This window comes from Kouleothrix sp. 19917 (genome assembly GCF_057073505.1).
The window spans coordinates 1,978,412-2,001,357 of the sequence record NZ_CP097099.1 but is presented as its reverse complement, the minus strand read 5'-3'; the positions used below and the strand labels follow the sequence as shown (position 1 = coordinate 2,001,357).

Sequence of the window (22,946 nt, the reverse complement as noted above, 5' to 3'; positions counted from 1 at the left end):
TTGCCAATTTCGCGCCTAACGTTGTGAAAACACAACACGCGAATGGCCTCATCCAGCCATAATAATTGCGACGTCCCACCCCTGCGCCGCATCAACAACCGCACAATAAAGGAGTTTTGCTCATGAGCGATTCACGCGAAGTCGTGGTGCTGAGCGGTGTGCGCACCGCAATCGGTACCTTTGGTGGTGGGCTGAAAGACATTCCGCCCAGTGAGCTGGCTGCGATGGTCGTGCGCGAGGCCGTGAGCCGCGCTGGCGTCGAGCCAAAAGAAATTGGCCATGTCGTGTTCGGCAACGTCATTCACACCGACTCGCACGACCACTACCTGGCGCGCATAGCCGGCGTCAAGGGCGGCCTGCCGGTCGAGACGCCCGCGCTGACGCTGAACCGGCTGTGCGGCAGCGGCTTGCAGGCGGTTGTTTCCGCCGCGCAGGCCATTCTGCTGGGCGATGCTGACGCGGCTGTGGCGGGCGGCGCCGAGAACATGACCCGCAGCCCCTACCTCGCCACCAGCATGCGCTGGGGCGCGCGCATGAACGACAGCAAGATGGTCGACGCAATGGTTGGCGCGCTGAGCGACCCATTCGACGACTGCCACATGGGCATCACCGCCGAGAATGTCGCCAAGCGCTGGGAGATCAGCCGCGAAGACCAGGATGCGCTGGCGGTCGAGAGCCACAAGCGCGCCGCCGCCGCGATTGATGAGGGCCGCTTCAAGGACCAGATCATGCCGGTTGAGGTGAAGGTAAAGGGTGGCACGGCCGCGTTCGACACCGACGAAAACGTGCGGCGCGACGCCTCGCTCGAAAAAATGGCCAAGCTGCGCCCGGTGTTCGACAAGAGCGGCAGCGTAACGGCCGGCAACGCTTCCAGCCTCAACGACGCGGCGGCGGCCGTGGTGCTGATGGAGCGCAAAGCCGCCGAGGCGCGCGGCTACAAGCCGCTGGGCCGGCTGGTGGCCTACAGCCACGCCGGCGTCGAGCCAAAGTACATGGGCATCGGCCCGGTGCCGGCGGTGCGCAAGCTGCTCGACCGCACGGGCCTGAGCGTCAAGGACATCGACGTGTTTGAGGTGAACGAAGCCTTTGCCGCCCAGGCGCTGGCCGTCTGCCGCGACCTCGACCTGCCGATGGACAAGGTCAACCCGAACGGCAGCGGCATCTCGCTCGGCCACCCGATCGGCGCGACCGGCGCAATTCTCACCGTCAAGGCGCTCGCCGAACTTCAGCGCAGCGGCGGCCGCTACGCACTGGTGACGATGTGCATCGGCGGCGGGCAGGGCATTGCGGCGATCTTCGAGAAGCTGTAATAAACACCATGTAAGGGCGCAGCAGGCTCGGCGGCCTTTCATAAGCCAAGGCATACGTGCCTGCTGCGCCCCAACAGCCTAATAAGGAGGATTACCATGGGCAAACTCGACGGCAAAGTCGCGATTGTTACCGGCGCGTCGCGTGGCATTGGCCGCGCCATTGCGCTCGATCTTGCTGCTGCTGGCGCGGCAGTGGCGCTCAACTACCGCTCGGGCGAGGCCGAGGCACAGGCCGTGGCCGACGAGATCGCCAACCTCGGCGGCAACTGCATGCTCGCCCAGGCCGACGTGGGCAACAAAGAAGAAGCGCGCAACATGGTTCAGCGCGTGGTCGCGCAGTATGGCCGGCTCGACATTCTGGTGAACAATGCCGGCATCACGCGCGACAAATCCATGCGCAAGCTCACCGACGACGACTGGCTGAGCGTGGTGAACACCAACCTCAACAGCGTCTACTGGTGTACCTCAGCCGCCATGCCCACCATGATCGACCAGAAGTTTGGGCGCGTCATCAACATCAGCTCGTATGTCGGCCAGGCCGGCAACTTCGGTCAGGCCAACTACTCGGCCAGCAAGGGCGGTATCATCGCCTTCACCAAAACCGCCGCGATTGAGCTGGCGCGCTACAACATCACGGTGAATTCGATTGCGCCGGGCTTCACGCTCACCGACATGCTGGCGAAAGTGCCCGAAAACGTGCAGGATCAGATCAAGGCCAAGATCCCGATGGGTCGTTTCGGCATGCCTGAAGAAGTCGCCAAGGCAGTGACCTTCCTGGCCGCCGAGGGCGATTACATCACCGGGCAGCAGATCAACATCAACGGCGGCGTGTACATGTAGCGCGCGCTGCTGCCCTAAACCGCGTATGAGTGCGTAGTGCGTGTCGGGTTGCCGGCGCACTACGCATTCGATTTTGGGCCGCATGAAACCCGCGTGTAACTTTTTCGCGCTACAATGCGCCCGTGCGAAACACAGAAAAGGAACTGCGATGAGCCAGAAAAACGACAATATCAACCCCTTCGACCCGACCGGCATGCTCAAGAACATGCGCGACTCAAGCCTCGATGCCTGGTCGAAAATGATGGTTCAGCTTGTCAACACCGACGCCTACGCCCAGGCCACTGGCGCGATGCTCGACGCCTGGCTGACGACCTCGACGCCCTTCCGCAAGGCGCTTGAGTCGACCATGACGCAGGTGCTGACGAACCTGAACATGCCCACGCGCACCGACATCACCAGCATGGCCGAGCGCCTGACCAACATCGAGATGCGGCTGGACGACATGGAAGCCCGCCTCGACGAGGCGCAGCGCGCGGCGCGCAAGCCCGCGCCCAAGGCCAAAGAACCGAAAGAAAGCGCGTAATCGCCCGGCGGCGCAGTTGGGCGTTTTGCCTGCTCGCGCCGCCGCTCTATGGAGACACCTATGACCGCGATTGAAAACCCATCGCCGGCGCTGGCCGAGCTTTATGCCGAGATGGAGCGCATTGCCGACAATACCCGTACCTTCGGCCGGCTGCTTTCCACCGACGCCAAGATCGCGCAAACCCCCAAAGAAACGATCTGGTCGCTGAATAAGGCCAAGCTGTACCACTACATCCCGGTTGTGCCAGCCGCCCAACGGCATCGCACTCCGCTCTTGCTAGTCTTCGCGATTATGAACCGGCCGTATGTGCTGGATCTGCGCCCCGGCCACAGCTTTGTCGAATACATGCTCAACAAAGGCTTCGATGTCTACCTGCTCGACTGGGGCATTCCCGGCCCGGAAGATCGCAACCTTAAGTTCGACGATTATGCGCTGGAATACCTGCCACGCGTGATCCGCAAGCTGAAATCGTTCAGCGGCTCGGATGAGTTCAGCATGCTTGGCTGGTGCCTGGGCGCGCTGATCTCGACGATCTACGCGAGCGTGCGCGGCGACGACGGCCTGAAGAACCTGATTTTGCTGACCGCGCCGCTCGATTTTTCCGACAAGCAGGCCGGCGGCTTCATTCGCTGGACCAGCGAAAAGGCCTTTAATGCCGACCGCATCGTCGACACCATGGGCAATATTCCTGGCGAAATGATCGACTATGGCGCAAAGGCGCTCAAGCCGGTCGAAAACTACGTCAGCAATTATGTCAATCTTTGGGATAACATCCAGAACCCCAAGGTGGTCGAGTCGTGGCACGCAATGAACACCTGGGTGCGCGAAGTCATCCCGATGGCGGGCGGGGCGTATCGCCAGCTGATCAACGACTTCTATAAAGAAAACCGGCTGATGAACGACACACTGGTCGCGCGCGGCGAGCCGGTGCACCTGGCGAATTTACACGCCAACCTGCTGAATGTCATCGCCGAGGCCGACCATATCACGCCGCCCTGCCAGTCGGAGCGCGCGATGGACAAGATCGGCAGCGCCGACAAGGAGCTGTTCCGCATTCGCGGCGGGCACATTGGCATGATGGCGGGCAGCGGCGCGGAAAAGAACACCTGGCCGCATATCGAAAGCTGGCTGGCGAAGCGATCTGACTAGAGAGCGCAGAACGCAGAGCGCAGAGCGTTCTGGTACGGCCGAAGACGAAGGACGAATGACCAAGGAGACTTGGTTGTTCGTCCTTTCTCTTTTATAGCGAGACACTGTTGCTCGGCGGTCGTTGCACTTTCAACCTTCAAACGTTCAAACCTCCAACCCACTTTGTGGCACCGACCTTGCTGCTAGACATGCGGCAGCCCGACGGACGCGCTGCCAGGTGCTTGCTTCATGCAAGCGCAGGAATGGTGCTGGTGGAGGCCAGCACAAGGAAGGAGAGAGCATTTGGAGACGCACACGACGCGACGACGCGCACGCTGGAATTTCTTGCCATTCCCTGGCATTCTGGCAATTGCCGCGCTGCTGGTGGGGCTTGCGCCAACTGGCGCCGCCGCGCAAACCAGCGAACGCTGTTTCACCGAGACGGGCTCGTGCATCAGCGGGCGCATCCGCGAGTTCTGGGAGCAGAATGGCGGCCTGTCGGTGTTTGGCTTGCCGCTTGGCGCGCAGCACGACCTTCAGATCGAAGGTAAAACCTACCAGGCGCAGCAGTTCGAGCGCACGCGCCTGGAGCTGCACCCCGAGAATGCGCGCCCCTACGACGTGCTGCTGGGCCGCCTGGGTGCCGATACGCTGGCGCAGCAGGGCCGCGACTGGTTTACATTCCCGAAGAGCGAGGCCAAGGCCGGCTGCCGCTTCTTCCCCGAAACCGGGCATAACGTCTGCGGCGACATCCTGAAGACATGGCATGCCAGCGGCCTGGAGTTCGACGGCAAGAACGGCAAGAGCGAGGCCGAAAACCTTGCGCTGTTCGGCCTGCCGCTGAGTGACGAGATGACCGAAATGGTCGAGGGCAAGGAGTACACCGTGCAGTGGTTCGAGCGCGCGCGCTTCGAGCTGCACCCCGAAAACCAGCCGCCCTATAACGTGCTGCTGGGCCGCCTGAACGCCGAGATGGAAGCCAACGGCAGCCGTTTTGTGCTGCCGGGCAATGCCGTCTTCCCCGAGGGCGTGGCCTACGACGCCTCGAACGGCAACTTCTACGTTAGCAGCACCACCGACGGCACGATCTTCCGCGCAAACGTGAAGAGCAACGCCGCTGCGCAGACCTTCCTGGCAGGTGGCAGCGATGGCCGCACCAGCGCAACCGGCATGAAAGTCGACTCGAAGGGTCGCCTGTTCATTTCGGGCGGCGCAACCGGCCAGATGTTTGCGTACAACACCGCCGATGGCGCGCTGCTGGGCAAGTTCAGCGGCATGCGCCAGCCGACCTTTATCAACGACGTGACGGTGCTGCCAAATGGCGATGCCTTTTTCACCGACTCGCAGAGCCCGGTGCTGTATCGCGTCTACACCGGCACTGACGGCAAGCTGGCCAGCGAGGCCTGGCTTGAGCTTAACGGCACGGCCATTCAGTACCAGCAGGGCTTCAACCTGAATGGTATTGCCTCGACCGCCGACGGCGCCTACCTGATTGTCGTGCAGTCGAACACGGGCAAGCTGTTCCGCATCAGCACCAGCACCAAGGAAGTGATGGAGATCAGCCTGGGTGGGCAGACGGTAACGAACGGCGACGGCATCCTGCTCGACGGGCAGACGCTGTATGTTGTGCGTAACCAGAATGGCGTGATCGTCAAGATCACCCTGGCCAGCGATTTCGCCAGCGGCACGGTGGTATCGAGCACCAGCAACGAGCTGTTCGCCTACCCAACCACCATCGCCAAGGCCGACACAAACCTGCTGGTGGTGAACTCGCAGTTCAACAAGCGTGGCGACAATGTCAAGCCGGTGCTGCCGTTCACGGTTGTGAGCGTGCCCGCGCCATAAACCGATTGCGCACTTGCGCATTCTAACGTTGAAGCGCCGCTGGCTCGTAACCAGCGGCGCTTCTCTATTTCCAGCATCAGGATGCCGCGCTTTTTCGCCTGCGGCAGCAAGGTATTTTCTTGTTTATTGTGCCAGTTCTGCGCATAGCGCAGAACTGGCACAATAAACAAGAAAAACGCCGATTTTAATCGTAAATCCAAAATCTTAAATCGTAAATGGCTAGCGTCCACGCCACTCGGGCTGGCGCTTCTCAAGAAAGGCGCACATACCTTCCTGCGCGTCCTCAAGCTGCGCGTTGCCGGTCATCACCTCGCTGGCATAGGCATAGGCATCGTGCAGGGGCAATTCGGCCTGGCGGTAGAAGGCGGCCTTGCCGATGCCAACCACCAGCGGGCTGGCGGCGGCGATCTTTTCGGCCAGGGCGCGCGTCGCGGCGGACAGCTCGCCGGCCGGCACCACGCGATTGATCAGCCCAAACTGGCGCGCTTCCTCCGCCGAGATGAACTCGCCAGTCAGCAGCATCTCCATGGCCTTCTTGCGGCCCACTGCGCGGCTCAGCGCGACCATTGGCGTCGAGCAGAACAGGCCGATCTTCACACCGGGCGTGGCGAAGCGCGCTTCCTCAGCGGCTACCGCCAGGTCGCAGCTCGCCACCAGCTGGCAGCCCGCTGCCGTCGCAATGCCGTGTACTTCGGCAATCACTGGCTGGGGCAGGCCGACAATCATTTCCATCAGCTCGCTGCACAGCGCAAACTCGTGCTCGTAAAACTCGCGCGACTGCCCGACCATCTCGCCCAGGTCGTGCCCGGCGCTGAACACTGGCCCGTTGCCGCGCAGGATCACGGCGGCGACCGTGCGCTCGGCCCCGATGGCCTGAAAGCAGCTTAATAGCTCCTGCATATGCGCGACCGAGAGGGCATTGCGCTTGGCGGGGCGGTTCATCGTTACAGAGGCAATCGGGCCATCCTGCGCGAACAGGATGTGCTGGTAGGTTTGTTCTGTGAGCGCTGTCATGGCTTCCTCGTATGGGTTGCAGGTTTGCAGGTTTGAAGATTGCACGTTTCGCGACCGAAGGCCGATGTGTTCCGCAAAGAGCGCAAACGGTTTGCGAGACGAAAGACGTGTGGCACCCTTCGATACGGCCTGCGGCCTACTCAGGATGCCAAAAACGAATGACGGACGAACGTCACGTTTGTCACCGCAAAGCGCGCAAAGGGTGCGAAATGCGGCGGTTTATAGATTGCAGGTTGAACGTTATAGAATGCTAAATTCAACATTCAGCACTCAACACTCAACATTTAGTTGATTCGCTTCGTGCGTTCGCCCCACTCTTTGTTGCGCAGCACAAACTTCTGCACCTTGCCGGTCGAGGTTTTGGGCAGCTCGCCAAACTCCACGGCGACCGGGCATTTGTAGTGCGCAATCAGGCTGCGGCAGAAGTCGATGATCTCGCGCTCGGTGGCGTCCACGCCGGGTTTGAGCGTCACAAACGCCTTCGGGCGCTCGCCCCACTTTTCGTCGGGAATGGCGACCACGGCACACTCCAGCACCGCCGGGTGCTTCGCCACCGTCTGCTCAACCTCGATGGTCGAAATATTCTCGCCGCCCGAGATGATGATGTCCTTCTTGCGGTCGCGCAGCTCGATATAGCCATCGGGGTGCCACACGCCCAGGTCGCCGCTGTGGAACCAGCCGCCGCGAAAGGCGTCGGTGGTAGCTTCGGGCTGATTGTAGTAGCCCTTCATGACGATATTGCCGCGCATGATCATTTCGCCCATGGTTTCGCCGTCGCATGGAACGTCGTTCATGTCGTTATCGACCACGCGCACCAGGTCGGCGGCGATCTGGCCCTGGCCCTGGCGCGCGCGCAGGCGCGACTGCTCCTCGGCGGGCAGGTCGTCCCATTCGTGATGCCAGGCGCAGCTTGTCATCGGGCCGTAGGTTTCGGTAAGACCATACACATGCACCGGCTTGAAATTTCTTGCCTGAAGCTGGCCCAGCAGCGTGGGCGAAGGCGGCGCGCCGGCCACAAACACCGTCACCGGCTGCTCAAGGCGGCGGGCGCTCGCGTGGTTCATCAGGCCGATCTGCACCGTCGGTGCGCCGCAGTAGTGGGTCACACCCTCGCTATCGAACAGCTCCCAGATGCGCGCCGGCTCGACTTTGCGCAGGCAGACGTTGGTGGCGGCAATCGCGGCAACCGCCCAGGTGAAGCACCAGCCGTTGCAGTGGAACATCGGCAGCGACCAGAGGTAGACCGAATCGCTGCTCATGCCCGCCTCGATGATCTGGCCGAGCGCGTTCATATAAGCGCCGCGATGCGTGTACATCACGCCTTTCGGGCGGCCAGTGGTGCCCGAGGTGTAGTTGATCGTGATGGTGTCGTCTTCGTCTTCCAGCCAGCTCGCCAATGGCTCGGGCGAACCCGCCGCCAGATATTGCTCGTAAGGGTCGTCGGGCGCGCCAGTGTCGGCAATGCGCACCACGCGCGTGTCGCCCAGGTCGAGCGGGGCGACCAGCGGGGCCAGCTCGTCGTCCACAAACAGCGTGCGCGCGCCAGAGTGCTGGAGGATGTAGCCAATCTCGTCGCTGTTCAGGCGCGTGTTGATCGCCACCAGCACGCCACCGGCGGCCGGCACGGCAAAGTGCGCTTCGAGCATGGGCGGGATATTTGGGCAGAGAAAGGCGACGCGGTCGCCCTTCTGCAAGCCGTCGGCGCGCAGATGCGAGGCCAGGCGGTTGGCGCGCTCGGCAAACTCGCGGTAGGTATAGCGCCGCTCGCCATGCACCACCGCCACCTTGTCGGGGTAGATGTAGGCGCTGCGCTGCAAAAAGCTCACCGGCGTCAGGTCGCTATGGTACACCTTGCTCTGTTGCTGCATCGCAACCTCCCATTCAGCTATTCGTTTCGTGCCGTTGTGTGCTGGCAGGGGGCGCGGGCTGCGAGTATTCGCGCCAGAGCCAGCGCATGGTGTCGGGGAAAATCGCCGCGCCGTGCATGAGTGTGTGGCCGCCTTCACCGAACACAAACTCATAATCGTAGCCGCTGTACGCCAGCGCGGAAGCCATGTCGTGGTTGGCAATCGGCCAGCTGCCAATCACCACGTCTAGGTCGTTGCTGCCGGTTTGCAGAAACACGCGCAGCGGCTTGCGCGGCGTGTTGCGCACCAGCCAGGGATACACGTGGCCGCCACGAATATTGGTGAAGCTGCCGCAGTGGCTCACAACCCTGCGAAAGGCGTCGGGGCGTTCCCACGCCACTGTGAAGGCGCAAATACCACCCGAACTATAACCGCACAGCGCCCGCCCGGCCGGGTCGTCGGTAATGGCGTAGCGCGTCTGAATGGGCGGCAAGATTTCTTCGAGCAGAAAGCGCGCATAGGCGTCGCCCAGCGAATCGTACTCCCAGCTGCGGTTGTCGTCGCCGCCATAGACAGGGTTGCCCGGGCCGGGGCTGCCGGCGTTGACGAACAGGCCCAGCGTCACCGGCATTTCGCCGCGATGGATCAGGTTGTCGAACACGGTGGGGACGTTGAAATCGGCGCGGAGGTAGCGCTCGCCATCGTGGAAGACCATCAGGCAGGCGGGCTGCGCGGTGTCGTACTGCTGCGGAACATAGAGCCAGTAATCGCGCGCGGTGCCGGGGTAGATTGTGCTGCTGGCAAACGACGCGCGCGTGATCGTGCCGCGCGGCACGCCCGCCTGCGGCAGCGAGTCGCGGCCAAGCGTGTAGGGCTCATTGCCCGCGCAGCTCCGGTCGAAGGCCGCGCGATCCTGATCCGACATGCCAGGGGCACGCGGCGCAGTGACGGCGGCTGCATTCGATCGGTCGTCGGGCATCCCCACGCTCGGTTCGGTTCAGCAGATCGGCCAGCTTGGGATGGAATTCGTTAGTCGATATGATACGACAGAATCTGCAAATTGTGGTAATTGCCCTGGCGGTCGCGGGTGTGGCGCGAGAGTGTGCCTTCGACTTTGAAGCCAAGCTGCTCGAAAATTGCGCGGCCAGACTCCTGCTCTTCGACTATTTCAACAATCACTTTGTTCACGCCCAACGAGCGGGCGGCGTCGAAGATTGCGCGCGCCAGCAGCACGCCCACGCCCTGCCGCCGCCACTTGGGATTGATCAGCAGCACAATGTCGGCGACGTGGCTCGACCAGCCGACCAACCGGCGCACCGAGCTGTAGCCAATAATCTCGCCGTCGACCTCGCCAACCAGCTGGCGCCAGTTCTCGGCCTGGTGCGCGTTAACCAGGCGCGCAATGATTTCGCTGCTCTGGAAATCGTCTTCCAGGTAGAGCAGATCGTCTTGCAGCAGTTGCTGCCCAAAGGCCAGCAGCGCGGCGCGGTCGGTTTCGGCAAGCGGGCGAATTGCTGCTTCCTGGCCGTTCCGAAGCGTCGCTCGCGCTGTCGCGGCGTGATGCTCGACCATCTCTAGGCTCCTCTAATGCGTGAACTTTAGCACGAAGGGATTGCGGCGAGTATAGGCTCGGGCTGTTACACAAAGGTTACACCGAGAACCGACAAAGGGCGTATTGCTATACGCCCAGACCGAGAAGACCGCAGAACCACAGAACCACAGAACCACAGAACCGCATGAGGGTTTAGGGTCTGGGGTTTTGGGATTGAACCTACAACGTGCAAACCTTCAAACCTGCAACCTGTAACCCTCCGCGTCTCTGTGGTTCATTCCTTGTCGCCGGCCTATGTTTTCACCTCTTCATACACTTTGGTCGTTTGCGGCAGCGGCGCCACATCCAGGTAGGCGCGCAGGTTGCGCACGCAGCGCTCGTAGGTGGCCAGCGCCTGGCGGCGGTTGCCCTGGCGCGAGTAGGCGCGCATCAGCAGGCGGTAGGCGTCTTCCCAGCACGGGTCGCGCGCGAGAATACCCTCGCAGAAGCGGATCGACTCCGAAAGCTGCCCGCGCTTGAGCAGCAGCTCAGCCAGCAGCGTCGCGGCCTCAAGGTAGCGGTTCGAAAGGCGCTCGCGCTCTTCGCGGGTCCAGTCTTCATACAGGTAATCGCCCAGGTAATCGCCCTGGTAGAGGCTCAGCGCGAGTGCCAGCTGCTCATGCACCTCGGCGCTGTCGCCCTCGCCGGCAGCCACGCGCTTGCGGGCGGCGTCGAGCTGGCGCTCGAACTCGACCACGTCGATCCACACGCCGTCGGGCGGGCAGAAGCGGTACGCGCCGCCCTGCCGGCGAATATAGAACGGGGGGGTGCGCGGCGGGCGGGCCGGCTCCAGCACGGCGTTGAGCGCGTTCAGCGTCACCTTGAACTGCGTTTCGGCGTCGGCCTCGCTGTCGTCGGCCCACAGCCAGTCGCAGATCTGTTCGCGCAACAGCCAGCGGTGCCGATTCGTGAGCAGCAATGCCAGCATCTGCTGGGCTTTTTTGCGCTGCCACGCGCGCGCCTCAACCTCGTCGCCGCCGCGCCACACGCGCAGCCGCTCCAGCACCTGAATGCGCAATGTCGAGCCGGGATGGTAGGTCTGGGTCGCGTCGTCGGTGGCGATGGCGGGAAAGTGTTGCGCCAGCAGCTCGTGCGACCACAGGCGCAGCGCGCCTTCTCCCTTGCTGGCGTCAAACGTGCGCCCCGCCAGCAGCACCGGCACCAGCGCCATGCGGTCACGCGGGCCAAACAGCGTTGGGCGGGTGAGCAGGCCAGCGTAGCCGCCGCGGTAGGCGTGGCGCAGGGCTTCGCGGGCGTAGTGCTGCGCCTTGTCGAGCCGGCCCGAACGGTGGTGCCAGATCGAAAAGCTCAGCTGAATGACCGCCTGGCTGTAGACATCGCCGCACTGCACCTGTCGCCGCCATGCTTCTTCCAGCCACTCGCCCGCCTCGGGCGCGGCAGCCGACGCACCAATCGCGCCCAGCGCCGTCCACATGCGCGCGGCCGTCCAGGTGTCGCCAGTACGCTCGACAATGGTCAAGCCTTCGCGCACAGCCGCCCGCGCCGCGTCAAGGTCGCCTTGAAAGCCGTGCAGCAGCGCCATGCCCAGGTAGCCAGCCGCCTTGCTGCGCTGCACCGTGAAGGCATCGGCCAAGGCCATGGCGTGCAGGTAGTGGCTGTTGGCGGCGGCAATATCGGGCGGGCTTTGCAGTTGCAGCGCGTGGCCCAGGCGAATATGCGCCACCGCTTCCGAGAGCGCCGAGCCAAGCTGGCGCGCGGCGTCGAGCCCTTCCTGCGCGTACTGCAGCGCGGCGGCCTGATCGCCCAGCAGCGCGCAAATCTGCGAGAGCAGCAGGGTTGGTTCGCGGTGGGCTTCGGCGCTGCGGGCGTAGATCGTCGTTCGGTCGTCGTGGAGCTGGCGCTCAAGAAACGTGCGCGCCTCGTTGAGCTGGCCCAGGCGCAGAAACACACGCGGGTCGGTTTGCGGCTCGCCGCTCATGCGCTCGGCCAGGCGGTACAGGCGCAGCGCCTGGGCCGGGTTGCCGCCATTCAGGCGGTTCTCGGCAATGCGCCGCAGAATGGCGACGCGCGCGCCAAGCTGCTCGGGCGGCAGGAGCTTATAGGCGCGGCGCAGCAGCGTGGTGGCCGGCGCGGGGCGCACGGTGTCGAGGTAGATCTGCGCCTGGCCCTTCAGCGCGCGCGATTGCCCGGCCGGGTCATGGAGCGCGGCATAGCGGCTTTCGGCGGCGGCATACGACTTCAGGGCGTCTTCAAAGCGCGCCAGCAGGCGCTCGCCATCGCCGCGCGCAACCAGCAGCTCAGGGTGGGCGACCAGCGCGGCGGGCGGCAGGTGGTCGAGCCAGTCGATCAGCGTGATCGAGCGCCCTTCGTCAATCCACGATTGCGCCAGCCGCGCCAGTTCGGCTGCCACGCCGTCGTTATCGCCCATGGCGTTAAGATGGTACAGCACGCTTTCACCCGCACCGATCTCGCGGTAGTAGGCGGCGGCGCGGGCATGCAGCTCAGCCCAGTCGGGCAGGGCGGCGCGGGCGCGCTGTTGCAGAAAGGCGTGGAACAACGGATGGTAGCGGTACTGATCGGCACCGATGGCGGTGAGGAACAGGCCGCGCCGATACAATCCGCGCAAGCGCTCGGCCGAGTCGCGCACGCCCAGCACGCGGTCGCAGGTGGCGGGCGCAAGTTCGGCCAGCACCGCGGCGCGCAGCAGAAACGACTGGATCTCGTCGGGCTGAGCAGCCAGCACTTCCTGAGCCAGGTAGGCGAACAGCACGTCCTGCGAGGGCGAGGCCGCGCCAAGCGCGGAAGCAGCAGGCGCGCCACCATCCTGCGCGCGCCGGCGCTCATCCTCGCTGCGGCTTTGCGCGCTTTGCCACATCATTTGCAGCGCAATCGGCCAGCCGCCGGTCTGCTCGCTCACCAGCGCGGCCTGCGACACAGTCGCGTCGTCGTCGTCGTCCACCTCAAACAGCGTCGCCACTTCGTCCTGCGTAAACGCGAGATTCTGTTCTTCGACCACAAACAGCTCGCCGCGCGCCTGCAAAATCGGCAGCGAAGCCAGCTGCGGCCACTGGCGGCTGGAAAGCAGCAGGTGCAATTGCGGCGGGGCCTGCATGATCAGGCGCTCGACCAGCGCGCCAATCTCGGGCTGGTCGTCCACGACGTGGTAGTCGTCGAGCACCAGAATCGTCTCGTCGTCGAGCATGCGCGTGAGGTCGTTGATCAGCGCGTCGAGCGCCTGCGTCCAGGCTTGCGTGCCCTGGCTGTGCTGTTCCAGCAGGCCAATCGTGCGCTCGCCGGCGTGGGGCGTCAGCGCGCGGCAGGCGTGCGTCAGGTGCAGCAGAAAGACGAGCGGGTCGGCCACGCCTTCGCCCATGCTATACCACATCACCGGCCAGCCGCCGCGCGCCGCAAACGAAGCCAGCGCGCTGCTCTTGCCGTAGCCCGCGCTTGCGCTCACCAGCGCCACCGGGTACTCCACGGCATTCGCCAGGAGCCGGTCGAGGCGTGGCCGGCGCAGCCAGCGGCGCGGCAGGCGCGGCGGCATCAGCCGGGTATAGACAACAATATCATCCCCAAACATGGCGGTAATTCTGGTAGAAAGGGCGGCTGGCGCGTATTGTAGCACAAGAAGTTACAAGCTCAGCCAGCCCGGCCAACGTGTTGTGCGCGCGCACAGGGCTGTAACTTTTTTGCAGCAAATCGCCGCCTAACCGAACTTGATTGTAACTGCGCGCCGCTAGCATGGCCTTACGCAACGACGCACACACGCTTAGCCGCAGGCAACTGCGGGTGTATATGACAGGAGTAATTCATCATGGCCGAGACCAAAACCGTTCAACAGACCGCCCGCGAGCAGTTCAAAGTTGCCGAGAATGCTGCCAGCACGGCATGGCGCGCCTGGGTCGATCTGGCTGCCACCAGCACTGCCTACACCTTCGACGCCGTCGAGCAGAGCCTGAACTATGGCCTCAACGCCCGCGCCCAGGCCGACAAGCTCACCAGCGAGACGCTGCATGGCTACCGCAACCTGTACCAGCAGAGCCTGAAGAGCTGGCAGAGCTACGTCCAGGGCGTCGGCGAAATCGTCAACCGCGCGCGCCAGAGCTAGGCCGCGCCACTTCCCCGCAAATGCCGCATTCACGCGCACAACAGGCACATCGGCAGGTCTGGGAGATCACCATTTCTCCCAGACCTCTTATATCCCTGCGACACGTAGCAAGCTGATGGAGAAAGGGTAGGGCAATGACGCGTAACCACCAAACCGAAGCGCTGGCCGCAAGCTGGATGTCCGATGCCCGCTGGAAGGGGATCGAGCGACCGTACACTGCCGAAGACGTTATGCGCCTGCGCGGCTCGGTGCAGATCGAGCAAACCCTGGCGCGCATTGGTGCCGAGCGCCTGTGGTCGCTGCTCAACACCGAAGATTACATCGCAGCGTTGGGCGCGCTCACCGGCAACCAGGCCGTTCAGCAGGTCAAAGCCGGCCTGAAGGCGATCTACCTGAGCGGCTGGCAGGTCGCAGCCGACGCCAACCTCGCCGGCCACATGTACCCCGACCAGAGCCTCTACCCGGCCAACAGCGTGCCCCAGGTCGTCAAGCGCATCAACCAGGCATTGCAGCGCGCCGACCAGATCCAGACTGCCGAGGGCAAGGGCGACACCTACTGGTTCGCGCCGATTGTGGCCGATGGCGAAGCCGGTTTTGGCGGCCCGCTCAATGTTTTTGAGCTGACCAAAGCCATGATCGAAGCTGGCGCGGCGGGCGTGCATTTTGAAGATCAGCTTGCCTCCGAGAAGAAGTGCGGCCACATGGGCGGCAAGGTGCTGATCTCCACCCAGCAGGCCGTGAAGAACCTCGTGTCGGCGCGACTGGCCGCCGACGTGCTGGGCGTGCCAACCGTGGTAATTGCCCGCACCGACGCCAACGGCGCCAATCTGCTCACCAGCGACATCGACGAGCGCGACCAGCCCTTCTGCACGGGCGAGCGCACCATCGAAGGTTTCTACCGGGTGCGCGCCGGCCTCGACCAGGCGATTGCGCGTGGCCTGGCCTACGCGCCAATTGCCGACCTGGTGTGGTGCGAAACGTCGGAGCCAAACCTGGACGAAGCCCGGCGTTTTGCCGACGCCATCCACAAGCAGTTCCCCGGCAAGCTGCTGGCCTATAACTGCTCGCCGTCGTTCAACTGGAAGAAAAAGCTCGACGACACCACCATTGCGAAGTTCCAGCGCGAGCTTGGCGCAATGGGCTATAAGTTCCAGTTTGTCACGCTGGCGGGCTTCCACGCGCTGAACTACAGCATGTTCGAGCTGGCGCGCGGCTACAAGGATCGCGGGATGGCGGCCTACTCCGAGCTGCAGCAGGCCGAGTTTGCGGGCGAGCAGTATGGCTACACCGCCACCAAACACCAGCGCGAAGTCGGCACCGGCTACTTCGACGAAGTCGCCCAGGTGATTGCGGGCGGCGCGGCCTCGACCACCGCGCTGAGCGGCTCGACTGAGGAAGAACAGTTCCATTAGTGCGCTTTCAGCGCAGGGTTTAGGGTTTAGGGAATAGGGTTTGGTCATCACAATTTTGTATACGGTTTCTGCGCGTAGCGCAGAAACCGTATACAAAGAAAAATTGAGTACCGCAGGTATATTACGCGGGCGGCTTGCCGCTCAGGCGGCCAGCGCGCAGCCCTGCCATTGACAGGAAGGCGCGAGTCGCGTATGCTGGCATCGTTCCCAGCAAGGGCCGGCGAGCACACTCGCGATCTTCCCGATCGCGTGGGCTGCCGCGCACCGCTTGTTCGCCTGGTGCCACCATGTTTTCACGCCTCTGGGGGCTGCCCACAGCCACAACCAGCGCCATGATGCAGTCGCTCCAGCACGAGCTGGAACGGATGCAGGATCGTTTTGGCGCAATCTACAAGCTGCTGCTCCACGCCGACCCGCAGCGCGTCGCCCAAACGCCCGCCGACGAAGTCTACACCGAGGGCAAGCTGCGCCTCTTGCGCTACCGCCCCGCCGACGAGCAGCCCGCGCCGGTGCCGCTGCTGATCGTTCCTTCGCTGATCAATCGCTACTACCTGCTCGATCTCGTTCCTGGCCGCAGCCTGGTCGAATATCTCGTTGGGCGCGGCCTCGACGTCTTTCTGATCGACTGGGGCACGCCCGGCCCGGAAGACCGCAGCACGACCTTCGACCAGTACATCACCGGGGCGCTCCGCCGTGCCACGCAGCGTGTGCGCGCCATCAGCGGGCAAGATCGCATCAGCATGCTGGGCTACAGCATGGGCGGCACCTTCACCGCGATTTTCGCCACACTATACGGTCGCTATGTCGCCAACCTCGTGCAGCTCGCCGCGCCAATCGACTTCCACGACGACGGCATTATGTCGCAGTGGACGCGCAAAGATCGCTTTAATGTCGATCTGGTGGTTGATACGCTGGGCGCAATGCCCGCCGCGCTGATGCAGGCCAGCTTCCGCATGCTGAAGCCAACCTACCAGATCGCGCAGCAGATCGCGCTGGCCGACCAGTTTGGCGATACCGAGGCCGCGCAGGATTTCCTGGCGCTCCAGTTCTGGCTCGACGACAACATCCCCTTTCTGGGCGAAGCGTACCGCACCTACATCAAAGAGTGCTACCAGGAAAATCATCTGGTGCAGGGCAAGCTCGTCGTCGGCGGGCGGCGCGTCGATCTCAGCCAGATCGAAGCGCCACTCCTCACAGTCGTCGCCACCCGCGATATGATCTGCCCGCCGCAATCCTCAAAAGTGCTGAACGAGCTGGTTTCCAGCCCCGACCGCGCAATTCTGGAGCTGCCCAGCGGCCACACCAGCATCGTCGCCGGCCACGACGCCGCCACCCAGCTCTGGCCGCAGCTGGCCGACTGGCTGGTCGCGCGCTCGGCCGAACCCGACGAGGTGGACTAAGGGCGGGAGATGGGAGATGGGGGATAGGGAATGGGAGTGATGGGGTGGCACGAGCAAACTTCTACGCACTACGAACTACGCACTATAAAGCCAAAAAGGACGAAGGGCGCTCATCCGCCCTTCGTCCTTCGTCTTTGGTCGTTCGTCACGAAAGGCGCTCATCCGCCCTTCGTCCTTCTTTGGTCTTTCGTCCCGTGAATTACACCGCCACCGGCTCCTCAACGTCGGCTGGCCAGACCGCCGGCAGCGGCGCGGGCTGCGGGCAGCCGCTGGTCAGGTCGATGTGCTTGCCCGCCAGCGAGGCATCGTGGAAGGCGTGCATCAGGTCGAGCACGTGGAAGGCCAGCGCGCCGCTTGCGCGATGCGGGCGGCCCGTGCGCAGGCCGTAGGCCATATCGGCCACGCCCAGGCCGCGACTGTTCGCGGTGTAGCCGTGGCCGATCTCCATATCGCGCCACTCCTTCTCGCCCGCCAGCCGCACGCGCACTGGCCCGCCAAAGGTATTCGGGTCGGGCACGCTCATCGTCCCCAGCGAGCCATAAATCTCGATGCGCGGGAGCTCGGCGTACCACACGTCGAAGCTGGTGACGAGCGTTGCCACCGGGCCGCTGGCGAAATCGAGCAGGCCGGCGACGTGCGTAGGTGTGTTGACAGCGATCATCGTGCCGTTGAGTGGCTGGCTGGTGATTTTGCGCTCGGCAAACGACACGCGCGCCGAGCCGGTTACGCGCTGCACCGGGCCGAACAGTGACACCAGCGCGGTCAGGTAATAGGGTCCCATGTCGAACATCGGGCCGGCGCCGCGCTGGTAGAAGAAATCGGGGTTCGGGTGCCAGCTCTCGGGGCCATGGCTCATCATAAAGGCGGTGGCCGCCACCGGCACGCCAATCACGCCCGAGTCGATCAGGGCGCGGCAGGTTTGCAGGCCGCCGCCCAGGAAGGTGTCGGGCGCGCAACCCACACGCAGGCCCTTCGACTCGGCCAGCGCCAGCATGCGCTGCGCGTCGTCGCGCTCAATCGCCAGCGGCTTCTCGTTATACACCGATTTGCCGGCCTCGAGCGCAGCCAGCGCCACGTCGCCATGCGCAGCCGGAATGGTCAGGTTGATGACGATTTCGATCGTGGGGTCGGCCAGCAGCTCGGCCACGCTGCACGCCTTGGGAATGCCGTACTTGGCGGCTTGCGCCTCGGCCCGCGCCATGTCAATGTCGGCGCACGCCACGATATTGAGGATGTCGAACTTCTGGCCGGCTTCAAGGTAGATGCCGCTGATGTTGCCGCAGCCAATGATGCCGACGTTGACGGGTTTGATGCTCATTTAAACACCTTTGTTACGCTACGAAAATAGTTCCACGTTTGAAAGTTACATGTTGAACGTTTTCTATAAGCTGCGAACAGGCGTATGCAATACGCCTCGGCTGCAAACCTGCAAACCTGCAAACCTGCGAACAGGCATATGCAATACGCCTCGGCTGCAAACCTGCAAACCTGCAAACCTGCGAACCTGCAACCAGCTAACCGTTCTCCAGCCAGGCCAGCTCGTCGGGCGTAAGCTGCACTTCGGAAGCCTGCACCGCCTCACCGAATTCCGCGCCCGTCCAGCAGCCCACCAGCGCATAGATATCGAGTGGCAGGCTCAGCACATAGGCCAGCGCCACCTGCGCCACCGAAATTCCGCGCTCGCCGGCAAGCTGCGTGGCGCGGTCGAGCCGGCCAAAGTTTTCTTCCGAGCCGTAGGTCTCGGCGCAAAGCTTGTCGAGGTAGGTACTGAAGCTGTCCAGGTTATCGCGCTTGAAGCGGCCCGAGAAAAAGCCGCCCGCCAGGCTCGACCATGTGAACAGCGGCATGTTGTGCGCGGCGTACCATGCGCGCCCTTCCGCGCCATCCGGCCCGCTCAAACTCAAACAGCCTTCCCACGGTGCCTTGAGCTGCACCGCCAGGCTCATGTTCGGGCTGCTGGCGACAAAGGGCGTGAGATTGTGCGCGGCGGCGTAGGCGTTGGCCTCAGCCACGCGCGTGTGGCTCCAGTTCGAGCCGCCAAAAGCGTGGATTCGCCCGGCGCTCAGCTGCTCGTTCAGCACCTCGATAATCGGCCCAACCGGCTGGCTCGGGTCGTCACGGTGCAGCAGGTACAGGTCGATGTAGTCGGTTCCCAACCGCTCCAGCGACTCGGCCACGTCGCTGGCGATGTCGGCGGGCGTGACGCGCTGGCGGCCCTGCATGGGGTGCGCGCCCTTGCCAATGATTACCACCCGCTCGCGCAGATCGCGCCCGTTCACCCACGCGCCCAGCGTGCGCTCGACATCGCCCTGCCCATACACATGCGCCGTGTCAAAGGTTGTGCCGCCCTGCTCGAACACTGCGTCGAGCAGTTCAAAGCTGCGGTCGCGCTCGGCAGAGCTGAGCATAATCGTGCCCTGCACGACATGCGCAACCGGTTTTGTCACTCCAGGGATTGCCCCATACTTCATGATCGCTCGGCTTTCCGCTAGCTTGAAACGCAGGCCCTAAGCATACTACAAGTTTCTTCCGCCGCCGTAGAATTTGGCCCCTGAATTCGCCCGCCACCCGCGATTGGTGCCGCGCGTTTTTGCGGTACTATATGCGCGCCCACCTGGGGTTGCCAAGCCGCAACAGAATGGAGGAACCATGGCATTCTTCGATCTCTCGCTCGATCAGCTGCGCGCCTACACCCCGCCGCGCGACGAGCCGGCCGACTTCGACGCCTTCTGGCGCGACACCCTGGCCGATGCCGAGCGCAGCCCGCTCGACGCACGCTTTGATCCGTTCGACAGCGGCATGCGCCTGGTCGAAACCTTCGACGTGACCTTCAACGGCTATGGTGGCCAGCCGGTCAAGGGCTGGCTGGTTCTGCCGCGCGCGCGCTCAGGGCCGCTGCCCTGCGTGGTCGAGTATCTTGGCTATGGGGGCGGGCGCGGATTCGCCACCGACTGGCTGCTGTGGGCCAGCGCGGGCTACGCCCATTTCGTGATGGACACGCGCGGGCAGGGCAGCTCGTGGAGCAAGGGCGACACGCCCGACCCCGAGATGGACGGCGGCAACCCGCAGCACCCCGGCTTTATGACACGCGGCGTTCTGAAGCCACAAACCTACTACTACCGCCGCGTATTCACCGACGCAGTGCGCGCAGTTGCGGCGGCGCGCAGCCATCCCGCTGTCGACCCGGCGCGCGTCGCGGCGGCGGGCGGCAGCCAGGGCGGCGGCATCACGCTGGCGGTGAGCGGGCTGGTGCCCGATTTGCAGGCGGCCATGCCCGACGTGCCCTTCCTGTGCTACTACCGCCGCGCCACCGAGATCACCGACGGCTACCCCTACCAGGAAATTGCGCGCTACCTGATGGTGCACCGCGACAAAGAGGCGGCGGTGTTTGGCACGCTAGCCTACTTCGATGGCGTGAACTTCGCGGCGCGCGCGCGCGCCAAGGCGCTCTTCTCGGTCGGCCTGATGGACGAAATCTGCCCGCCGTCGACGGTCTATGCCGCATTCAACCACTACGCCGGTGAGAAAAACATCGAGAACTGGCGCTACAACCACCACGAGGGCGGCGGCACCTTCCAGAAGCAGGCGCAGATCCGCTTCCTGCGCGAGCTGTGGGGCTAGGACCGAGGACGAAAGACGAAAGACGAAGGGCGAATGATCTTGGTCGTTCGCCTTTCGTCCTTCGTCCAAGTTTGGTTTTTGGTAGCACGAAGGCATGAAGAGCAATATATCCTTCGTGACTTCGTGTCTTCGTGGTAAATGTTCCCAAATCTTCGTGCCTTCGTGTCTTCGTGGTAAATGTTCTCAAAATCTGCGTGCCTTTGTGTCTTTGTGGTAAATGATCCCAAAATCTGCGTGCCTTCGTGTCTTTGTGGCTCACATTTCCCCTACCGGCAGAGCCAGCCAAAACCTGCTACAATACGAGCTTCGGTAGAACAGACTGCCGAACTGTTGACCACTATGCTGCGAATCGCCTATAATACAGGCGCGAAACGTGCCGGTGTAGTCGGGAGTTTCACGCTGCAAACCGAGGCGCTGACATATCAATTGCCGACACTGCGGCGCTGGCTGGAAACGCGCAGCGGCTCGGAGCGCGCAACCCTTGCCCGGCTGTGGGCGCTGCCCGAGCCGGCCGCACAATCGGCCGAAATCCTGGCCGACGCGATGCTCAGCGCGCCGGCGGTTGAGCGCATGCTGGCGGGCCTGCGCCCGCGCGAGCGCGCTGCGCTGGCGCTGGTGCAGCAACACAACGGCAGCATTCCCGCGCCCATCCTTGAGCGTGAGTTCGGTGCGGTGCGCGCCATTGCCGATTACCCCAACCCGCGCGAATACCTGCTGGCACTGGAACGCCCGGCCGCGCCAACTGAGCGCCTGTGGCTGCTTGGCCTGATCCAGGCGCCCGAGCAGGCGCGACGCACCTACACCATTCCCAACGACCTGCTGGCGCTGCTCCCGCCCGCGCCGCCCGCCGAGCGCGATCTTGCTCTGCAAGCAGTGCCCGCGCCGCCCACAATCGTCCTGGGCGATGCGCGCGCCACTGAGCGCATGCTGCTGGCGATTTTGTCGCTCGCGCAGGATGGCAAACTCGACCTGACGCCGGGCGGCGCGCTGAGTCGCGCTGCGCTGAAGCAGATCGGCCAGCGCCTGAACTTGCCCGCCGACGCCCAGCGTCTGCGCATGCAGTTCGTTCGCCAGGTTGCCGGCGGCGCGGGCCTGCTCAAGCGCAGCGGCGACGACACGCTGCGGCCCACGCGCGCCGCGCTGGAATGGCTGCGACTGCCCGCATTCGAGCGCAGCCGCCTGCTCCTTGAGGGCTGGTGCGCGGCCGATTGGGACGAACTGGTGCAGCTGGCGGGTCTGGCGATTCAGCGCGGCATGTTTCGCGACCTCGCCGCCGCCAAGCGCGCCGTGCTCGAGCTGGTGGCGCAAGCTCCTGCCGGCACGTGGGTCGCGCTCGACGCATTTGTCGCGCGGGTGCGGCAGGTCGCGCCCGATTTTGCGCGCCCCGACGGCCGCTACGACACATGGGGCCTGCTGAGCCGCACGCGCCAGCCGCTCGATGGCTTCATCAACTGGGCGGCGGTGGAAGGCGAGCAGCTTCGCGCAATCGTCGAAGGCACGCTCCATTGGCTCGGCCTGGTTGATCTGGGCGAGGAAAATGGCGTGCCGGTGGCGTTTCGGCTGAATGCGCTGGGCGCGGCCTTGCTGGCCGGAGCCGCGCCGCCCGCCGAAGAAGCGCGCGAGCTGCTGCTGGTGCAGCCAAACTTCGAGATCATCGCGCCGCCCTTTCTTGCGCCCTATGCGCGCTTTCAGCTTGGCCGCATCGCCGAGCGCGCCGACGCGCAAACGGTTGAAACGTACCGCATCACGCGGCGGAGTATTCAATCGGCTTTGCAGCGCGGCATCCAGGCCGACGACATGATTCGCTTTTTGGGTGAATACAGCGCCACCGGCATGCCCGCCAATGTTGCCGCCACGCTGCGCGACTGGGCCGGCCAGTATGGCCGCGTGACATTGCGGCGCGGCGCGCTGCTCGCCGCCGACGACCCACTTCTGCTGGAGCAGATCCGCCACGACCGCCGCGTGCGCCTGCCGCACACCGAAGCCTTAAATGCGCAAACGTGGCTCCTTCGCGAGGCCGACGCGCCAGCCCTGGCTGAGCGCCTGCACCATGCCGGCTATGGCGTCGCTGGCGATGCCGAGGCCGCGCACGCGCCCCTGCGCGAGCACGATATGGGCGTGATTGTTGCGGCGCTGGAATTCTATGCCGCCGCGTGCGAAGCGCTTGGCACCGAGCATTCAGCCAGCGCGGCGCTGCGGCGGCGCGTCGCCCGGCTGCTGCCCGAGCCGCAGCTCAACCGCGCGCACCGCGCCAGCCAGGCCGCGCTGGAGCGGCTGCGCGAGCAACTGGCGGCGACGCCACCCGAACACGATGCCGGCCAGCCCGGCGGGAGCTGAGTGAACTAA

General features: G+C 64.0%; 18 protein-coding genes. 10 read left to right on the top strand and 8 right to left on the bottom strand.

Annotated features, from left to right (window positions below):
- The first annotated feature begins 122 nt into the window (after positions 1-122).
- From M1P90_RS08210 to M1P90_RS08190, 5 genes are all read left to right on the top strand, one after another.
- Positions 123-1,310, top strand: coding sequence for an acetyl-CoA C-acyltransferase family protein (locus M1P90_RS08210; protein ID WP_483702122.1), 1,188 nt, complete (start codon positions 123-125; stop codon positions 1,308-1,310).
- Positions 1,311-1,406: 96 nt separating this feature from the next.
- A complete protein-coding gene (gene fabG / locus M1P90_RS08205) occupies positions 1,407-2,150 on the top strand; it encodes a 3-oxoacyl-[acyl-carrier-protein] reductase (protein ID WP_483702121.1) in 744 nt (247 codons plus the stop codon).
- 148 nt (positions 2,151-2,298) lie between these two features.
- Positions 2,299-2,673 (top strand): hypothetical protein, encoded by a 375-nt coding sequence (locus tag M1P90_RS08200; protein ID WP_483702119.1) that lies wholly within the window; start codon positions 2,299-2,301, stop codon positions 2,671-2,673.
- Positions 2,674-2,733: 60 nt separating this feature from the next.
- Complete coding sequence (locus M1P90_RS08195) at positions 2,734-3,822, top strand: alpha/beta fold hydrolase (protein WP_483702118.1); 1,089 nt, start codon at positions 2,734-2,736, stop codon at positions 3,820-3,822.
- Positions 3,823-4,104: 282 nt separating this feature from the next.
- Complete coding sequence (locus tag M1P90_RS08190) at positions 4,105-5,646, top strand: SMP-30/gluconolactonase/LRE family protein (protein WP_483702117.1); 1,542 nt, start codon at positions 4,105-4,107, stop codon at positions 5,644-5,646.
- A 219-nt stretch (positions 5,647-5,865) separates the two neighbouring features.
- On the opposite strand, the gene M1P90_RS08185 is transcribed toward M1P90_RS08190, so the two are convergent.
- From M1P90_RS08185 to M1P90_RS08165, 5 genes are all read right to left on the bottom strand, one after another.
- Positions 5,866-6,660, bottom strand: a complete 795-nt coding sequence (locus M1P90_RS08185; protein WP_483702116.1) for an enoyl-CoA hydratase — start codon at positions 6,658-6,660, stop codon at positions 5,866-5,868.
- 284 nt (positions 6,661-6,944) lie between these two features.
- A complete protein-coding gene (locus M1P90_RS08180; RefSeq protein ID WP_483702115.1) occupies positions 6,945-8,528 on the bottom strand; it encodes an acyl--CoA ligase family protein in 1,584 nt (527 codons plus the stop codon).
- 13 nt (positions 8,529-8,541) lie between these two features.
- Entirely contained in the window at positions 8,542-9,486 is a 945-nt protein-coding gene (locus tag M1P90_RS08175) for an alpha/beta hydrolase (protein WP_483702114.1), read from the bottom strand.
- Between the two features lie 50 nt (positions 9,487-9,536).
- A complete protein-coding gene (locus tag M1P90_RS08170; protein ID WP_483702113.1) occupies positions 9,537-10,079 on the bottom strand; it encodes an N-acetyltransferase family protein in 543 nt (180 codons plus the stop codon).
- Positions 10,080-10,351: 272 nt separating this feature from the next.
- Positions 10,352-13,639 (bottom strand): AfsR/SARP family transcriptional regulator, encoded by a 3,288-nt coding sequence (locus M1P90_RS08165; protein ID WP_483702112.1) that lies wholly within the window; start codon positions 13,637-13,639, stop codon positions 10,352-10,354.
- A gap of 234 nt (positions 13,640-13,873) precedes the next feature.
- Here M1P90_RS08165 and M1P90_RS08160 point away from each other — a divergent pair, with 234 nt between their 5' ends.
- Together M1P90_RS08160 and aceA are read left to right on the top strand one after the other, a co-directional pair.
- Positions 13,874-14,167, top strand: coding sequence for a hypothetical protein (locus M1P90_RS08160; protein WP_483702111.1), 294 nt, complete (start codon positions 13,874-13,876; stop codon positions 14,165-14,167).
- A gap of 134 nt (positions 14,168-14,301) precedes the next feature.
- Complete coding sequence (gene aceA / locus M1P90_RS08155; protein WP_483702110.1) at positions 14,302-15,579, top strand: isocitrate lyase; 1,278 nt, start codon at positions 14,302-14,304, stop codon at positions 15,577-15,579.
- Between the two features lie 121 nt (positions 15,580-15,700).
- On the opposite strand, the gene M1P90_RS08150 is transcribed toward aceA, so the two are convergent.
- Positions 15,701-15,868, bottom strand: coding sequence for a hypothetical protein (locus tag M1P90_RS08150; protein WP_483702109.1), 168 nt, complete (start codon positions 15,866-15,868; stop codon positions 15,701-15,703).
- On the opposite strand from M1P90_RS08150, the gene M1P90_RS08145 reads away from it, so the two are divergent.
- Positions 15,867-16,979 (top strand): PHA/PHB synthase family protein, encoded by a 1,113-nt coding sequence (locus M1P90_RS08145; RefSeq protein ID WP_483702108.1) that lies wholly within the window; start codon positions 15,867-15,869, stop codon positions 16,977-16,979. The genes M1P90_RS08150 and M1P90_RS08145 overlap by 2 nt on opposite strands.
- Before the next feature lie 199 nt (positions 16,980-17,178).
- On the opposite strand, the gene M1P90_RS08140 is transcribed toward M1P90_RS08145, so the two are convergent.
- Positions 17,179-18,297 (bottom strand): Gfo/Idh/MocA family protein, encoded by a 1,119-nt coding sequence (locus M1P90_RS08140; protein ID WP_483702107.1) that lies wholly within the window; start codon positions 18,295-18,297, stop codon positions 17,179-17,181.
- A gap of 196 nt (positions 18,298-18,493) precedes the next feature.
- Positions 18,494-19,426, bottom strand: coding sequence for an aldo/keto reductase (locus tag M1P90_RS08135; protein WP_483702106.1), 933 nt, complete (start codon positions 19,424-19,426; stop codon positions 18,494-18,496).
- A gap of 202 nt (positions 19,427-19,628) precedes the next feature.
- Here M1P90_RS08135 and M1P90_RS08130 point away from each other — a divergent pair, with 202 nt between their 5' ends.
- Together M1P90_RS08130 and M1P90_RS08125 are read left to right on the top strand one after the other, a co-directional pair.
- Positions 19,629-20,600 carry an acetylxylan esterase gene (locus M1P90_RS08130; RefSeq protein WP_483702105.1) on the top strand — a complete coding sequence of 324 codons (972 nt, stop codon included), beginning with the start codon at positions 19,629-19,631 and terminating at the stop codon, positions 20,598-20,600.
- 339 nt (positions 20,601-20,939) lie between these two features.
- Positions 20,940-22,937, top strand: a complete 1,998-nt coding sequence (locus M1P90_RS08125) for a helicase-associated domain-containing protein (protein WP_483702104.1) — start codon at positions 20,940-20,942, stop codon at positions 22,935-22,937.
- The last annotated feature ends 9 nt before the right edge of the window (positions 22,938-22,946 follow it).

Coding starts and splice junctions, on each gene's coding strand:
- M1P90_RS08210 (WP_483702122.1), top strand. CDS start 123: ATGAGCGATTCACGCGAAGTCGTGGTGCTGAGCGGTGTGCGCACCGCA.
- fabG (WP_483702121.1), top strand. CDS start 1,407: ATGGGCAAACTCGACGGCAAAGTCGCGATTGTTACCGGCGCGTCGCGT.
- M1P90_RS08200 (WP_483702119.1), top strand. CDS start 2,299: ATGAGCCAGAAAAACGACAATATCAACCCCTTCGACCCGACCGGCATG.
- M1P90_RS08195 (WP_483702118.1), top strand. CDS start 2,734: ATGACCGCGATTGAAAACCCATCGCCGGCGCTGGCCGAGCTTTATGCC.
- M1P90_RS08185 (WP_483702116.1), bottom strand. CDS start 6,660: ATGACAGCGCTCACAGAACAAACCTACCAGCACATCCTGTTCGCGCAG.
- M1P90_RS08180 (WP_483702115.1), bottom strand. CDS start 8,528: ATGCAGCAACAGAGCAAGGTGTACCATAGCGACCTGACGCCGGTGAGC.
- M1P90_RS08175 (WP_483702114.1), bottom strand. CDS start 9,486: ATGCCCGACGACCGATCGAATGCAGCCGCCGTCACTGCGCCGCGTGCC.
- M1P90_RS08170 (WP_483702113.1), bottom strand. CDS start 10,079: ATGGTCGAGCATCACGCCGCGACAGCGCGAGCGACGCTTCGGAACGGC.
- M1P90_RS08165 (WP_483702112.1), bottom strand. CDS start 13,639: ATGTTTGGGGATGATATTGTTGTCTATACCCGGCTGATGCCGCCGCGC.
- M1P90_RS08160 (WP_483702111.1), top strand. CDS start 13,874: ATGGCCGAGACCAAAACCGTTCAACAGACCGCCCGCGAGCAGTTCAAA.
- aceA (WP_483702110.1), top strand. CDS start 14,302: ATGACGCGTAACCACCAAACCGAAGCGCTGGCCGCAAGCTGGATGTCC.
- M1P90_RS08145 (WP_483702108.1), top strand. CDS start 15,867: ATGTTTTCACGCCTCTGGGGGCTGCCCACAGCCACAACCAGCGCCATG.
- M1P90_RS08150 (WP_483702109.1), bottom strand. CDS start 15,868: ATGGTGGCACCAGGCGAACAAGCGGTGCGCGGCAGCCCACGCGATCGG.
- M1P90_RS08140 (WP_483702107.1), bottom strand. CDS start 18,297: ATGAGCATCAAACCCGTCAACGTCGGCATCATTGGCTGCGGCAACATC.
- M1P90_RS08130 (WP_483702105.1), top strand. CDS start 19,629: ATGGCATTCTTCGATCTCTCGCTCGATCAGCTGCGCGCCTACACCCCG.
- M1P90_RS08125 (WP_483702104.1), top strand. CDS start 20,940: ATGCTGCGAATCGCCTATAATACAGGCGCGAAACGTGCCGGTGTAGTC.